Raw genomic sequence first — 14,845 nt, 5'->3', positions numbered from 1 at the left:
GTTCCCCCCTGTTCCCGCTATTCACCGATGACCGGTGGGGCCACCATCGTGCCGTCGCCGAAGATGTCCTCGGTCTCCTGGAGGTAGGACGCGGACTTGTGCTCCTTGTCCTCGTCACCCTCGCCGCGCGCGCCACCGGCACCCATGCCGCCCATGCCGGCCGCACCCGGGCCACCGCGACCACCGGCCGCGCCACCGGGCCCGAACCCGCCCGCACCGCCGGGCCCGAACCCGCTGCGGCCCTCGCCGTGACCCAGCGCGCCGGACGCGCCACCGGGCCCGAAGCCACCGGGCCCCATGCCACCGGGTCCCCCCATGCCGGGCATCCGCCCACCGCCGAACCCACCACCGCCACCGCCACCGCCGCCACCACCGCGACCGCTGCCTCCACCGGGCATGCCGGGAGGTGTCCCCGGCACCCGGTTGCGCGGGTTGTTGGGATTGTTCGGGTGGTTGGGGTTGCGCGGGTCGTTCGGGTTGCGCGGGTCGTACGGCAACCGCGGGTCATTGGGCAACCGCGGGTCGTACGGCAGGCGGTCCTTCGGCGGCTCGGTCCGGTAGCCGATGTCGGGCTGGGGCCGGTTGGGGTCGGGCTGCACCCACGACGGCTTGGTCGTGTCGGTCGTGCCGGGCGGCGGGATCGACGGATCGGTCCACGACGGCTTGGTCGTGCCCGTGCCACTGCGGTCGCCGGTACCGGTGCTGCTACTGCTGGAGGTGTTGTTGCTGGTCGTGTTGTTGTTGTTCTCTTCCTCGCCGGGCTTCGGCGGCGGGATGACGAGCTTCTCCTTCTCGACGTTCGCCCCGATCTCGTCGGGGGACTGGAACGTCGGCATGCCGGAGCCCGCCGAGTTCGCCACGTCGCCATAGCTGCTGAGCACGGCGACGTTGTGCGAGTTGACCTGCTGGCTCTCCTCGACCGCGTCGTCGTAGTCCGTGTCCCACGGGATCGCGTCGTTGTACCAGGGCTTGTCGGGCACGTCGACGGGCTTCTGCAGGCTGTCCTTGGCCTGCCGGAACGCCCGGCTGATCTCCGCGGTGTTGTCGCTCGCGGTCAGGGCACTGCTGCTCGCCGCGTCCGACCAACTGGCCAGCGGCGTCGTGGACGACCGCGCCTGGTCACCGGCCGCGCCTTCCCACGCCGCGCCGGACGCCCGGACCGCCTCGTTGATCAGGTCGCTGACCTCGGTCTGGCCGCTGGAGATGGTGCCCCACGTCTCGAGGCCGGAGTCGGTGGTCTGCTCGGGCCCCTTGCCCTCGTGGAACCAGCCGTAGATCTTCTCCGCCCCCATGCCCATCTGAAGGAGCACGAAGCCCCCCAGGTCCATGTCCACGTCGCCGGCCATGTCCCTACCCCTTCAGGTTCTTGACGATCGTCTCCGCTATGGCGCCGGAGACCGAGCACGGGTTCTTGTACTCGGGCCGCTTCTCGTCGTTCACGATGCTCTGGACGAGAAAGCCCTTGCCGTCCGCCACTCCGACACCGGTGGTGCAGGACCCGCTCCTGAGGTCGGTCTTGCTGGCGTTGAACCCCGGGTAGCCCGCGACCTCGATCTGCTCGAACTCGGCGTAGTCGTCGCGGTTCTCGTAGTAGCCCGCGATGCCGTCGGTGTTCTCCAGGATCGTTGCGCTGAAGCTGGTGCCGAGGACCCGGTCCTGCGGACGCCACTGGCACGTCTCGCCGGCGGCATCGGTGGTGACCTCGCCGGGCTTGGTCACGTCGTGGGAGGCCAGCTGGTCGGCCTTGAGGAGCTCGCACGCGCCGGACTTCGGCAGGTCGAGCTCCGGCCCGCTGATCGGGGGCATGCCGCTGCCGTTCGAGGCGGAGGACTGGGTGGTGGTCGAGCCCCCGGTGGTCGTCGTGGCCGGACCCGCGGAGCCGTCGGTCGACGTGCAACCCGCGACCACCGCGACCAGGGACAGAACTGCCAGAACTGCTCGCCTCACGACTACTTCCCCTCGCCCTTGAAGGCGTCGGCGGTTGCCTCGTCTTGGCCCTTGTAGGTATCCAGGGCCGCTTGGATGTTCAGGATCGTGTTCGTCAGTGCCTTGTAAGCCTCTTTGTTCGCCCACACGTACCCGCCCGGCTCGCCGCCGGCGGACCGGCGGATGGCCAACGTGGCGAAACCGCTGTACGGGTCCTTGCCGGGCGACTGGACGCCCGCGAGCCGCTCGGCCTGCAGCACCAACCCCTGAAGCTTGTCGCGCGCCTCGGTCAAGCCGTCGATCAGCTTCTGGGCCTGCTGCGGGTCGACGCTGAACCGCGTCTGGCTCGCCACCAGCCCCGAGCCCGCCGGCCCGGCCGACACGGTGTCGGCGACGAAGCCGATCTGCATGGCGCCCCCGCCGCCTCCGGCGTCCAACATCGTCGTGCTCCCCTCACGCTGAACTGCCCGACGTGATGATGGCACAGGGGACTGGCCCCGTCGGGGGTATCGCGACGGTTACTCCTGCCGGGGGATGGACGTCCGATTCGTTCAAGACGCACCAGCGCGGACGGGCCTACCGTCGGGGCATGATCGAAGCGGCACGGTCCTTCATGTGGCTCAACGCCCGCGTCCTGGAGCAGCGGCGGTTCTCGTACCTGTTCGACGGTGGGCCGGCCGACGCGGTGGTGGCGGCGGTGGTGGCGTATCGGAATGACGACGGTGGGTTCGGGCACGCGTTGGAGCCCGACGGGCGGGGGCCCGAGAGCCAGCCGTTGCACACCTACACCGCCTTGTCGTTGCTCGAAGAGGTGGGCAGTGCCGAGTACGCGGAGTCGGCGTGCGACTTCCTCATGACGATCACGAACGCGGACGGCGGGGTGCCCAACTGCCTGAACACCGGGCGGCCCGACCTGCGGGCGCCGTGGTGGCAGCCGTCGGGGGACAGCGACCTGCTGGTCACGGGTCTGCTGGCGTCCGTCCTGCACAAGATGGAGGTCGAGCACGCCTGGCTGGACCGCGCCACGGAGTTCTGCTGGCAGCGCATCACCGACCTGACCAAGTCGCACCCCTACGAGGTCAACGCCTGCGCGCGCTTCCTCGACCACGTGCCCGACCGGCCGAGGGCGGAACGGGAAGCCGCACGGTTGGGCGCGGTGGTGCGCGAGCAGGGGCTGGTCGACCTGGGTGACGGGGAGGCGCACGAGGGGTACGCGGAGGGCGAGACGCACAAGCCGCACCACTACGCGCCGACGCCGGACAGCCTGGCCCGGAAGTGGTTCACCGACGACGAGATCCGCGCGGACCTGGACGCGGTGGCGGCGGCGCAGCAGGACGACGGCGGGTGGACGTTCCCGTGGGCCTCCTGGACCCCGGTGACGACCTACGAGTGGCGGCCCGTCGTGACCATCGAGGCGTTGCTGACCCTGCGCGCCTACGACCGGATCAGCTGACCCAGCGGCACGCCCGCCAGCTCGCGCACCTCCCGCGACAGGTGCGCCTGGTCCGCGTACCCGGTGCGCTGGGCGACGTCGGCGAACGGCACCCCGTCCCACGCCAGCTTGACCGCGCGGTCGAACCGCAGCACGCGGTGCAGCACCTTGGGGCCGTAGCCGAACGCGGCCAGGCTGCGCCGGTGCAGTTGCCGGGCGCTGAGGCCGAGAGACCACGCCAGGTCGCCGACGGTGCCCGACGACGACGCGATGGCCCCGACCAGGGGCGGGGGCGGTGTCTCCCGCAGCCGGGCCAGCGCGGCTGCCGCCAACACCGCGCACGGGTCCGACGCGGCGGCGAGGTCGTCCTCCAGGCGGGCCGACGGCCCCCACAGCTCCGACAGCGGTACCCGCTGGTCACGCAGCTCCACCGCGGGCACGCCGAACGCCGAAGGCCCCACGCCGGGCCCGAACCGCACCCCGAACAACGTCCCGGGCCGCATGGACGTCACGTGCCCGACCGTGTCCGGCCCGGCCACGAACACCCGACCGGACGCGGCCGAGTAGATGATGTCCGTGCACCCGTCCGGCACGACCCGCCCCACGGCGGCCGACGACGTGGTCCGGCGCCACACGCAGGCCAGACCGGGGAACGGGCGTTCCGCGTACACGTCGCAGATGGTAGTGGCGGGCCGCGCAGGAGGAGGCACGCGCGGCCCGCCACGAGCACTCACGTGCCGAAGCGGATCCAGTTCAGGCTCACGTACGGCGCGGGCTGGCCGCTGGTGAACGTGACGTAGACGTCGTGCGTGCCGGTGACCCCGGAGATGTTCGCGGGCACCGTGCGCCAGCTCTGCCACCCGCCGGTGTCGCCGATGGCGAAGCTGCCGATCGGCGCCGCGGTCGGGCTGTCCAGCCGCACCTCGACCAGGCCGCTGACCCCGCCGGTCGCCCCGGACGCGGCTCGCGCCACGAACTGGGTGGCCGTGCGCGAGCCGAACCGGACGCCGGAGAACCGGAGCGAGTTGCCGTTGCGCAGCTGCGCCACGGTCTGGCCGCCGTCACCCGCTTCGAGGACACCGCCGGACCGCGACGTGGCCTGCTCGGCCTGGATGTCGGCGAACGCGTCCCAGCCGCTGCCGCCGGGCTGGGTGGTGGTCGTGGTGGTGGGTTGCGTGCCGCCGCCCGTCGACCACACCGCGACGTAGTCGACCACCAGCGAGTGCCCGGACTGGGTGGCCGAGGTGGGCGTGCCGAAGCCCGCGACGCCGTTGGGGAACGCGCCGCCCATGGCCAGGTTCAGCAGCAGGAAGTAGCCCGCGTGGCCGGTCATGTTGTTCCACGTGGTGGCGTCGAGCTGGGCCTGCGTGACGCTGTGGAACTGCTGGCCGTCCACGTACCAGCGCAGCGCCTTGGCGCCGTCGTCCCACTCGAACCGGTAGGTGTGGAACGCCGACTGGCACGAGGAGCCGGGGCACGCGCGGCTCGCGCCGAGGCCGTTGGTCTCGTTGCACGGCCCGCCGGGGTTGACGCCGCAGTGCAGCACGCCCCACACGGAGTTGATGCCGTTGACGTTCTCCATGATGTCGAACTCGCCGATGGCGGGCCAGTTCCAGTAGTTGCCGCGGTAGGGCGAGCCGAGGGCCCAGAACGCGGGCCAGTAGCCGAGCGCGGCCTGGCCGGTGACGTTGGGCATCTGGATGCGGCCCTCGATGGCGAGCTTGCCGCCCGCGGGCGGCTTGAAGTTCGCCCGCTGGGTCTCGATGCGGGCGGACGTCCAGTTGCCCGAGCCGTCGCGCAGCGCGGTGATGCGCAGGTTGCCCGCGCCGTCCAGCTTGATGTTGTTCGTGCTGTTGGTGTAGTTCTGGATCTCGCCGGTGCCCCAGTTGCCGGGGCCGCCGGGGTAGCCGTGGCCGAGGTCGAAGATCCAGTTCGAGGACGACGGCAGGGTGTTCGCCGCGCCGTTGAAGTCGTCGCTCCACTGCAGGGTCCAGCCCGGTGGGGTGGACGGCACCGAGGCGTCGGCCGACATCGTGGCGACGACCGCCAGCGGCACGGCGGTGATCAGGGCGGCAGCGGTCGCGAGGACGCGTCGTCGTCTGCTCGGGCTGAACTCCATGAGCGGTGACCTCCTTGTCACTGTCCTCTAGCGTTCGGCACGACAACACATTGCCTTGCACTCATGAGAGCGCTCTCACGGTGATCGTTCAAGCGACCGAACGGCGCAAAGCGGCTATTTCGCGTCCGCGTAGGAGTCCACCGGCACTGCTTTGAGCGGGAACCGGACCGGTGTCGCGCCGAACACCAGGCGGGACGCCTCCTCGCCCGCCGCGGTCACCTCCGCGCACACCACCTCGGCCAGCTCCGCCGGGCAGTGCACCAGCACCTCGTCGTGCTGGAAGAACACCAGGTGGGCGCCGCGCGCCGACTGGTGCAGCCGCCGCCGCAGCACGCCCAGCAGCGCCGCCGTCCAGTCGGCCGCGCTGGCCTGCACCACGAAGTTGCGGGTGAACCGGCCCCAGTCCCGCGCCGCCCGCCGCGACTTGCGCACCGCGTCCTCGCCGTCGTCGGTGCTGCCGGTCACCTCGCGCCACGCCTCCGAGGGTGGCGGGCTCGTGCGGCCCAGCCGCGAGCGCACCACCCGCCCCTGCTCGCCCGCCAGCGCGGCGGCCTCCACGTACCCGACGGCTTCGGGGAAGCGGCGGCGCAGCACGGCCATCGCGGGACCGGCGTTGCCGCCCGTGCCGCCGTACATCGCCGACAGCATGGCGAGCTTCGCCTTGCCCCGGTCGCCGTCGAACGCCTCCTCGGCCAACGTCGTGTAGAGGTCGTCGTCCGACGACACCTCGGTGAACCGGTGGTCGTTCGCCAATGCCGCCAGCACCCGCGGCTCCAGTTGCGCCGCGTCCGCCGCCACCAGCTTCCACCCCGGGTCGGCCCGCACCGCCGTGCGCAGGGTGCGCGGGATCTGCAACGCCGCACCACCCCGCGTGGCCCACCGCCCGGACACCACGCCGCCCACCACGTAGTCCGGCCGGAACCGGCCGTCCTCGACCCACGCGTCCAGCCAGGACCAGCCGTGGGCCACCCACAGCCGGGCCAGTTCCTTGTACTCCAGCAGCGGTTCCACGGCCGGGTGGTCGATCCCCTTGAGCACCCAGGCGCGGGCCGACGGCACGTCGATGCCCTCCCGGGCGAACGCGCGCACGATGCCCGGCGGGTGGTCGGGGTTGACCTGCTTGCCGCCGAACGCCGCCGTGATCCGGTCGGCCAGCTCTGCCAGCCTGGCCGGGCGGACGCCGGTGGCCGGCCGCGGGCCCAGCGTGTCCACCAGCAGCTTCTCGTGCACGTCCGCCCGCCAGGGCAGGCCGAAGTGGGTCATCTCGGCGGCGGCCAGCGCGCTGGCGGACTCGGCCGCGAACAGCAGCCGCAGCCGGTCGGCGTGGGGGAGGGTGGCGGCCAGCCGCTGCTGCTCGGCGTGCACCTCGACCACCGCGTCGAGCGGGTCGGCGTCGCCGGGCAGCCGCTGCTGCTCGGGCTCGAACAGCGTCGGCTGGGTGTCGCGCTTGCGCGGCCCCTGGTCCTCCGGCACGGGCAGCCCGCGCAGCCGGGCGACGGCCGCGCCCAGACCGCGCGGCTCGCCGTGCCGCCCCTGGTAGGCGAGCAGCAGGTACTCGACGTGCGCCAGGTCCTGGCACCGCTCGACCCGCACCCCGCGCGCCAGCAGGTCGGGGTAGACCTCCGCGGTCTCCGGCCACAGCCACCGGGGTCGGTGCCGATCCTCCAGTTCGGACACCGCGGCGGCCAGGTCCGCCGTCCGCACCACGGGTCCTTCGGGCAGCCCGGCGTCGGAGAGGACGCGGAGCCGACCCGCGTTCCCGCCTTCCGGCACCAGAGCGATGAGCACGCCTCCGATTGTGCAAGGCACCCCTGACAATCCCCGCGGTCACCAGTCACCCGATCGTGGCCGAGGGCGGGGAGCAGGATGTGGCCGGTGGACCGCACCCTGTCGCCCGGTGAGCTGCTGGACCCGCGGTACGAGGTGGTGCCGTTCCACGGGCGCGTGGACGAGCTGGCCGAGCTGGCCCGGTGGTGGGACGACGGGGCGGCGTGCTCCGTGCTGCTCCTGCACGGCCCGGCGGGGGTCGGCAAGACGCGCCTCGCCCGGCACTTCCAGGCGGGATCCGACGTCGTGGTCGTCGACGACGCCGACCTCGTCACCCACCTTGACCTGCGAGAACCACGCGTACTGCTGATCGCCCGGACCGCGGGCTGGTGGTGGTCGGCCGTGCGCCAGCGCGCCGCGCGCCAGGGCTACCGCACCGAGGACCTCGCGGTCGCGCCGTGCCCGGACGAGCACGAGACGTCCTTCGCCACCGCGTGCGCCCACTTCGCCTACGCGCTCGGCCTCACCCTCCCGACCACCGCCGCGCCCGACGTGGCGACGTTGCACGAGCTGCACCTGGCGGCCCTCGCCGAGGTGTGCGGCACACCGGCCCACTGGCTGGTCACCACCGACCCGGCGCCCGGCCGGCTCGCCGAGGACGCCCTGGCCGTCGCGCTGCTGGACGACCGGATCAGCCCCGACCGCACCCCGGACGCCTTGCAGACCCTGCTGCGCGCGGCCGAACGCCTGCCGCACGTGCGCCGCCGTGCCGAGGAGCTGTTCACCGCCCAACCGGAGCTGGCCGACCGCGCCACGGCCGCCACGCTGCGCATCCTGGCCGAGTGGCCCGCGACCGCCAGGGCCGTCGCGCGGCGGGTGTTCGACGACCCCCGCTTCCACGGCGACCCGCTGCCCGCGATCCTCACCCGGGCCCTCGCCCAGCAGGCCGCGACCAGGCTCGAACGGGCCGAGCTGCACGGCCTGCTGGCCGCCCGCGCCGCCCTGGCGTCACTGCACGAGGAAGCCCTGGACGCGGCGCGCCAGGAGGTCGCCCTCTACCGGCAGCTGGCCGCGGACGACCCGGACGAGCACCGCCCCGCGCTCGCGGACGCCCTGGCGGACCTGAGCCTGCGGCTCGTCGCCGCGCACCGACCCGAGGACGCGCTGGCCGCGTCACGGGAGGCCGTGGCGCTGTGCCGGGTCGTCGCCGCCGAGGACCGCGACTGCACGTCACGCCTGGCCGACGCGCTCGACCAGCTCAGCCGCCGCTACGCCGCGCTGGGCCGCCGGGCCGAGGCGCTGAGCGCGGTGGACGAGGCCGCCGAGCTCTACCGGAGCCTCGCCCAGGTCCACCCGAAGCTGTTCCGGGTGGACCTGGACGAGGTGACGCGCAGGCGCAGCGCGCTAGCCCGTGGTGACCAGTGAGCGGAGGAAGAACGCCACGTTCGCCGGGCGCTCGGCCAGCCGCCGCATGAAGTAGCCGTACCACTCGTCGCCGTACGGGACGTAGACGCGCATCCGGTTGCCGGCGGCGGCGATGCGGCGCTGCTCGTCGGGCCGGATGCCGTACAGCATCTGGTACTCGTAGCTGTCGGGCGAGCGGTCCTTGGCCAGTTCGCCCGCGATCGCGATGAGCCTCGGGTCGTGCGAGGCCACCATCGGGTAGCCCTCGCCCTCCATCAGCACCTTCAGGCACCGCACGTACGACCGGTCGACGTCGGTCTTGTCCTGGAACGCCACCGAAGCGGGCTCCTGGTACGCGCCCTTGCACAACCGCACCCGCGACCCCGCGTGGGCGAGGTCCCGGCAGTCCTGCTCGGTCCGCTTCAAATACGCCTGGAGCACCGCGCCCACCCACGGGAAGTCCACCCGCAGCTCGCGCAGGATGCCCAGCGTCGAGTCGGTCGTGGTGTGGTCCTCCATGTCGAGGGTGACGGTGGTGCCGACCGCGCCCGCCGCCGCGCAGATGCGCCGGGCGTTCTCCAACGCGATCTTCTCGCCGTCCACCGGCAGGAACTGGCCCACCGCGGACAACTTCACCGACACCTCGGCCCGCTCGGTGTGCCCGGCCAGTTCGAGCCGGCGCAGCAGGTCCAGGTACGCCTCGACGGTGGCCGCGGCCTGCGCCGCGTCCCGGGTGTCCTCGCCGAGGTGGTCGAGGGTGACGTACCGGCCGTCGGCCAGCACTTCGCCGGTGGTGGCGACGGCCGCGGCCACGTCGTCGCCGGAGATGAAGCGCTTGACCACCGGCCGGGTCAGCGGCGTGCGTTCGACCAGCTCGCGGATGGCCCCGGAGCGCGAGGCGGCGAGCAGCGCGGAGCGGAGCATGATCACCCCTGGTGCGGGTAGCGGTAGGAGGTCGGAGCCGCGAACGTCTCCTTGATCGACCGGGGGCTGACCCAGCGCAGCAGGTTGTGCACCGAGCCCGCCTTGTCGTTCGTGCCCGACGCCCGGCCGCCGCCGAACGGCTGCTGGCCGACGACCGCGCCGGTCGGCTTGTCGTTGACGTAGAAGTTGCCCGCGGCGAACCGCAGCTCGTTCTGCGCGTGCACGATCGCGGCCCGGTCCTGCGCGATGATCGCGCCGGTCAGCGCGTACGGCGCGGCGCTCTCCATCTGCTTGAGCACGGTGTCGTAGTCGGAGTCCTCGAACACGTGCACCGCCAGCACCGGCCCGAAGTACTCGGTGGTGAACACCTCGTGCTCGGGGTTGGTGCCCAGCAGGACGGTCGGCCGCACGAAGAAGCCCTCGGAGTCGTCGGCGGTGCCGCCGGCCACGACCTCCAGCTGGTCGTCCGAGCGCGCGGCCTCCAGCACGCCGGACAGCTTGTCGAACGAGCGCCGGTCGATGACCGCGCCCATGAAGTTCGACAGGTCCGTGACGTCGCCCATGGTCAGCGACTCGACGTCGGCCAGGAAGTCGTCCTTCACCCGGTTCCACACCGAGCGCGGGACGTACGCGCGGGACGCGGCCGAGCACTTCTGGCCCTGGTACTCGAACGCGCCGCGGACCAGTGCCGTGCGCAGCACGTCCACGTCGGCGGACGGGTGGGCGAGCACGAAGTCCTTGCCGCCGGTCTCGCCGACGATCCGCGGGTACGAGCGGTAGTTCGCGATGTTCGCGCCCACCTGGCCCCACAGGTGCTGGAACGTGCGGGTGGAACCGGTGAAGTGGATGCCCGCGAGGTCCGGGTCGGCCAGCGCCACCTCGGACACGGCCAGGCCGTCGCCGGGCAGCAGGTTGATCACGCCGGGCGGCATGCCCGCCTCTTCGAGCAGCCTCATGGTCAGGTGCGCGGCGAAGCTCTGCGTCGGCGACGGCTTCCACAGCACCACGTTGCCCATCAGGGCGGGCGCGGTGGGCAGGTTGCCCGCGATGGCGGTGAAGTTGAACGGCGTGATCGCGTAGACGAAGCCCTCCAGCGGGCGGTGGTCCGTGCGGTTCCACACGCCGGGGGAGGACTGCGGCTGCTCGGCGAGGAGCTGCCGGCCGAACGAGACGTTGAAGCGCCAGAAGTCGATCAGCTCGCACGCGGCGTCGATCTCGGCCTGGATGGCCGTCTTCGACTGGCCGAGCATGGTGGCCGCGTTGAGCGTGGCCCGCCACTTGGTCGCGAGCAGGTCGGCGGCGCGCAGCAGGATCGCGGCGCGGTCGTCGTAGGACATGGCGCGCCACGCGGGCGCGGCCTCCTTCGCGGCGGCGATGGCGTCCCGCGCGTCCTGCTGGGTGGCGCCGTGCAGGGTGCCGAGCACGGCGCGGTGGTTGTGCGGCTGCACGACGTCGAAGCGCTCGCCGCCACCGACCCGCTGCTCACCGCCGATGGTGAGGGTCAGCTCGGCGGGCTCCTTGGCCAGCTCGGCCAGCTTCGCCTGCAACTGCGCCCGTTCCGGGGTGCCGGGGGCGTAGCTCAGGACGGGCTCGTTCACCGGTGCGGGGACCGTGGTCACGGCATCCACAAGCAGCTCCTTCGCCACAGGGTTGGGGTTGACCCAACGGTAGGACTTCCAACCATGCGACCCGTTGTCCGCACGTCTAGGCTTGGCCCTCCGTCGTTGTAGAACTGGACAAAGATGAGCCTGCGGCAGGTCCTGATCGCGCTCGGCGATCCGCTGGTCGAGGTGCAGGTCGCGCCGCACGGGCTGGAGGGCGACGTCCTCGACGTGGTCATCCTCGACCCCGACGACACGCCCGACGTGCGGCCCGGCGACCTCGGGTTGATCGTGGGCGCGCGTGGTCGTGCCGCGTCACCGCTGGTCAGGGCGGCGGGGGCCGGGGGAGCGGTGGCGGTGGCGGTCAAGGTCGACACGCCGTCGCCGGTGCTGCGGCAGGCGGCGGCGGACGCGGGCGTGGCGCTGCTGGCGGTGCGGCCCGAGGTCCGCTGGGAACACCTCGAAGCGCTCGCCCGCGGCGTCGTGCACAACGCCCGCCTGACGGCCGACGCGGGCGTGGGCGAGGTGCTCGGCGACCTGTTCGGCCTGGCCCAGACCATCGCGTCGCTGACCGGTGGCATCGTCAGCATCGAGGACACCGCGAGCCGCGTGCTGGCCTACTCCCGCTCGACCGACGAGGTGGACGAGCTGCGCCGGCTGTCCATCCTCGGCCGCCAGGGGCCGGAGCCGTACCTGAAGATGCTCCGCGAGTGGGGCGTCTACCAGCGCCTCCGCTCCGGCGAGGAGGTCGTCCGCATCGACGAGCGCCCCGAGCTGGGCATCCGCCGCCGCATCGCGGTGGGCATCCACGCGGGCAGCCAGCCGCTGGGCACGATCTGGGTGCAGGAGGGCGGCACGCCGCTGACCGAGCAGGCCGAACGGGCGCTGCTGGGCGCGGCCCGCGTCACGGCCCTGCACCTGGTCCAGCAGCGGGAGCCCGCCGCCGCGTTCCGGGAGAACCTGCTCGCGTCCCTGCTCGACGGCCGGATGGACGCCGAGGCGATCGCCGAGCAGATCGGCGCCGACCCGGACAAGCCCGCCGCCGTCGTCGTGTTCGCGCTGCGCGGGCAGGAGCACGCCGACCGCACCGAGCACGAGCTGCGCCGCGCCGAGATGACCAGCCTGATCTCCGTGCACGCCGCCTCCTACCGGCGCAGCGCGCTGGTCAGCCAGCAGAGCGGGCGCACGTACGCCCTGCTCACGGACCTGCCGCCGAAGGCGCCGCTGCTGACGTTGACCAAGGAGATCGTGGCCGCCGCGCGCAAGCACATGGGCCTGCGGGTGCAGGGCGCGATCGGTTCCACCGTGCCCACCGTGAACGAGGTGATGATCTCCCGGGCCGAGGCCGACCGCGTGCTCGACGCGATGTCGCGCGACCTCGACGCCGACGTGGCGACCCTGGAGGACGTGCGGTCCCGGGTGTTGATCAGTGAAACGCTCGCCCTCTTGGCCGAGCACCCGCGCATCCGCGATCCGAGGCTCGCGCGGCTCGATGGGGAACTGGCCCGTTCCCTTTTGGCGTACCTCGACGAATTCGGTGATGTGAAAAGCGCGGCGGCGAAGTTGCACGTGCACCCGAACACGCTGCGGTACCGCGTCCGACGTGCGGCGGAGGTCGGTGGATTCGATCTCGACGACCCGCTGCTCCGGTTGTTCGCGCAGTTGCAACTCAGGCTGGGCTGAACTGCCGGCCCCGCGCGCCGTACCCTCCGGGAGTGAGCACCCAAGCCCGCGGCAGCGACTTCGCTGAATTGTCCAGGCTGGTCAAGCAGCAGGGTCTGCTGGACCGGCGCATCGGTTTCTACATCACGTTCCTGGTCGGCGTGCTCGCCGCGTTCGGCCTCACCGGGGTATCCATGGTGCTGATCGGCGACTCGTGGTGGCAGCTCGTGCCGGCCGCCGTGCTGGGCGCCGTCTTCACGCAGATCGCGTTCCTCGGCCACGACGCGGGCCACCGGCAGGTGTTCGCCGACCACAAGACCAACCAGACCATGGGCCTGCTGCTGGGCAACCTGCTCATCGGCGTCGGCTACGGCTGGTGGATGGGCAAGCACACCCGCCACCACGCCAACCCCAACCACGAGGACGAGGACCCGGACGTCGACATCGCCGTGCTCGCGTTCAGCGCCGAGCAGGCCGAGCGCAAGCGGGGCTTCTTCCGCTGGGTCGTCAAGCACCAGGCGTGGCTGTTCTTCCCGCTGCTGCTGCTCGAAGGCTTCAGCCTGCACATCATCAGCACCGCCGCCGCGGTCCGCCGCGAGGTCAAGGGCTGGCGGCTGGAGCTGGTGCTGATGGCCGTGCACGTCGTGGTCTACCTGGGCGCGGTGTTCCTGCTGATGTCCCCGCTGAAGGCGGTCGTGTTCATCGCGGTGCACCAGGGCGTGTTCGGCGTCTACATGGGCATCTCGTTCGCGCCCAACCACAAGGGCATGCCGGTGCTGCAAGCGGGCCACCAGCTCGACTTCCTGCGCAAGCAGGTGCTGACCTCCCGCAACGTGACCGGTGGCTGGTTCACCGACTTCCTGCTCGGCGGCCTGAACTACCAGATCGAGCACCACCTGTTCCCGAGCATGCCGCGGCCGCACCTGCGCCACGCGCAGGCGCTGGTCCGCGACTTCTGCCAGCGGCACTCGGTGTCCTACGCCGAGTGCGGCCTGTTCACCTCGTACGGCTTCGTGCTGAAGTACCTGCACGAGGCGGGAGCTGAACTGCGCGGTACAGGAAAGCTCGCTCCAGCAGGGTCCAGGTAGTCGTCGTCACCAGGTAGATCCCGGCCGCCAGCGGCAGCACGGCGGCGATCAGCACGGTCCCGAACGGCAGGAGCCGCAGCAGCCCGGCGAACGGCGGCTGCGGCCCGCCGTTGCGGCGCGCCACGGCCGCCTGCCACCGCGAGGTGGCGAGCGCGACCCCGGCGAGCACGGCGAACAGCGCCGCGAACACCGGCGTGTGCGCCCACACCCCGAACCAGTGCGTGCCCAGCGGCACGCCCAGCAGCGTGCCGTCCAGCAGCGGGTTCGGGGTGGTGACCAGGCGGTACACCACCATGAAGAACGGCACCTGCACCAGCGCGGGCAGGCACCCGGCCAGCATGGACGTGCCGTGGGACCGGTAGAGCTCCAGCGTCTTCTCCTGGAGCTTCACCCGGTCCTTGCCGTACTTCTCGGACAGCGCGCGGACCTCGGGCGCCAACGCGGCGCGGGCTTTCTCGCCGCGCACGGCGGCACGGCTGAGCGGGTGCAGGAGCAGCCGCACGGCGACGGTGAAGGCGACGATGGCGAGCGCGGGCGTGGCGAACGCGGCCAGGGCCGAGCCCAGGGCGTGGAACAAGGGTGAACTCCGTCCTCAGAGCAAGGGGAACTGCGGGCCTCAGGTGCTGAGGCCCAGTCCCGGAGCTCGAGGACGGGGACGGCCCGCCGCGTCGGGGTCGCGCAGCCGCAGGAACGCGGCGCGCAGGGACTTCTCGCGGATCGACAGCGACCGCACCCACGCGGGCGCGGCCTGCACCACCGGCGCGGCGGTGAGCAGCAGCACGACCAGGGCCACGGCCGTCACGGCTGCCAGCACCTCCGTGGGCGTGCTGAGCAGGGTGAGGGCGTAGACGGCCAGGAGGCACACCGCGGCCAGGTCAGCCGGCAGCAGCCGCAACCTGGTCATGCCCGCACCTCCCCCGGT

14 protein-coding genes are annotated in these 14,845 nt (G+C 72.3%); 4 read left to right on the top strand and 10 right to left on the bottom strand.

Features of this window, described 5'->3' with window-relative positions:
* Positions 1-17 precede the first annotated feature (17 nt).
* The 3 genes from ACIQMJ_RS25770 to ACIQMJ_RS25760 are packed head-to-tail and all read right to left on the bottom strand — an operon-like array spanning position 18 to position 2,366.
* Complete coding sequence (locus ACIQMJ_RS25770) at positions 18-1,346, bottom strand: hypothetical protein (protein ID WP_499763542.1); 1,329 nt, start codon at positions 1,344-1,346, stop codon at positions 18-20.
* Between the two features lie 4 nt (positions 1,347-1,350).
* Entirely contained in the window at positions 1,351-1,947 is a 597-nt protein-coding gene (locus ACIQMJ_RS25765) for a DUF3558 domain-containing protein (RefSeq protein WP_499763541.1), read from the bottom strand.
* Positions 1,948-1,949: 2 nt separating this feature from the next.
* Positions 1,950-2,366: a hypothetical protein gene (locus tag ACIQMJ_RS25760; RefSeq protein ID WP_499763540.1), complete on the bottom strand. Its 417-nt coding sequence runs from the start codon at positions 2,364-2,366 to the stop codon at positions 1,950-1,952.
* A gap of 149 nt (positions 2,367-2,515) precedes the next feature.
* On the opposite strand from ACIQMJ_RS25760, the gene ACIQMJ_RS25755 reads away from it, so the two are divergent.
* Entirely contained in the window at positions 2,516-3,379 is an 864-nt protein-coding gene (locus tag ACIQMJ_RS25755) for a hypothetical protein (RefSeq protein ID WP_499763539.1), read from the top strand.
* Here ACIQMJ_RS25755 and ACIQMJ_RS25750 read toward each other — a convergent pair.
* The 3 genes from ACIQMJ_RS25750 to ACIQMJ_RS25740 form a co-directional block, all read right to left on the bottom strand.
* Positions 3,361-4,029, bottom strand: a complete 669-nt coding sequence (locus ACIQMJ_RS25750) for a helix-turn-helix domain-containing protein (RefSeq protein WP_499763538.1) — start codon at positions 4,027-4,029, stop codon at positions 3,361-3,363. The two genes, ACIQMJ_RS25755 and ACIQMJ_RS25750, sit on opposite strands and share 19 nt — an antisense overlap.
* Before the next feature lie 59 nt (positions 4,030-4,088).
* Positions 4,089-5,477: a carbohydrate-binding protein gene (locus ACIQMJ_RS25745; protein WP_499763537.1), complete on the bottom strand. Its 1,389-nt coding sequence runs from the start codon at positions 5,475-5,477 to the stop codon at positions 4,089-4,091.
* 114 nt (positions 5,478-5,591) lie between these two features.
* Positions 5,592-7,265, bottom strand: a complete 1,674-nt coding sequence (locus tag ACIQMJ_RS25740; protein ID WP_499763536.1) for a bifunctional 3'-5' exonuclease/DNA polymerase — start codon at positions 7,263-7,265, stop codon at positions 5,592-5,594.
* An 87-nt stretch (positions 7,266-7,352) separates the two neighbouring features.
* On the opposite strand from ACIQMJ_RS25740, the gene ACIQMJ_RS25735 reads away from it, so the two are divergent.
* Entirely contained in the window at positions 7,353-8,669 is a 1,317-nt protein-coding gene (locus ACIQMJ_RS25735) for a hypothetical protein (RefSeq protein ID WP_499763535.1), read from the top strand.
* On the opposite strand, the gene ACIQMJ_RS25730 is transcribed toward ACIQMJ_RS25735, so the two are convergent.
* A complete protein-coding gene (locus ACIQMJ_RS25730; protein WP_499763534.1) occupies positions 8,649-9,572 on the bottom strand; it encodes a proline dehydrogenase family protein in 924 nt (307 codons plus the stop codon). The two genes, ACIQMJ_RS25735 and ACIQMJ_RS25730, sit on opposite strands and share 21 nt — an antisense overlap.
* A gap of 2 nt (positions 9,573-9,574) precedes the next feature.
* Positions 9,575-11,200 (bottom strand): L-glutamate gamma-semialdehyde dehydrogenase, encoded by a 1,626-nt coding sequence (gene pruA / locus ACIQMJ_RS25725; RefSeq protein ID WP_499763533.1) that lies wholly within the window; start codon positions 11,198-11,200, stop codon positions 9,575-9,577.
* Between the two features lie 114 nt (positions 11,201-11,314).
* Here pruA and ACIQMJ_RS25720 point away from each other — a divergent pair, with 114 nt between their 5' ends.
* The gene (locus tag ACIQMJ_RS25720) at positions 11,315-12,856 is read left to right on the top strand and encodes a PucR family transcriptional regulator (protein WP_499763532.1); all 1,542 of its coding nucleotides are present in this window, start codon (positions 11,315-11,317) and stop codon (positions 12,854-12,856) included.
* Positions 12,857-12,888: 32 nt separating this feature from the next.
* Positions 12,889-13,923 (top strand): fatty acid desaturase family protein, encoded by a 1,035-nt coding sequence (locus ACIQMJ_RS25715; RefSeq protein ID WP_499763531.1) that lies wholly within the window; start codon positions 12,889-12,891, stop codon positions 13,921-13,923.
* On the opposite strand, the gene ACIQMJ_RS25710 is transcribed toward ACIQMJ_RS25715, so the two are convergent.
* Together ACIQMJ_RS25710 and ACIQMJ_RS25705 are read right to left on the bottom strand one after the other, a co-directional pair.
* Positions 13,832-14,500, bottom strand: coding sequence for a YidC/Oxa1 family membrane protein insertase (locus ACIQMJ_RS25710; RefSeq protein WP_499763530.1), 669 nt, complete (start codon positions 14,498-14,500; stop codon positions 13,832-13,834). The genes ACIQMJ_RS25715 and ACIQMJ_RS25710 overlap by 92 nt on opposite strands.
* 39 nt (positions 14,501-14,539) lie before the next feature.
* Positions 14,540-14,827 carry a DUF6412 domain-containing protein gene (locus ACIQMJ_RS25705; RefSeq protein WP_499763529.1) on the bottom strand — a complete coding sequence of 96 codons (288 nt, stop codon included), beginning with the start codon at positions 14,825-14,827 and terminating at the stop codon, positions 14,540-14,542.
* Between the last annotated feature and the right edge of the window lie 18 nt (positions 14,828-14,845).

The organism is Actinosynnema sp. NPDC091369, from assembly GCF_044757065.1.
Classification (GTDB): domain Bacteria; phylum Actinomycetota; class Actinomycetes; order Mycobacteriales; family Pseudonocardiaceae; genus Actinosynnema.
Note: the sequence above shows the minus strand (reverse complement) of the source record. Positions and strands in the feature narration are given on the sequence as shown.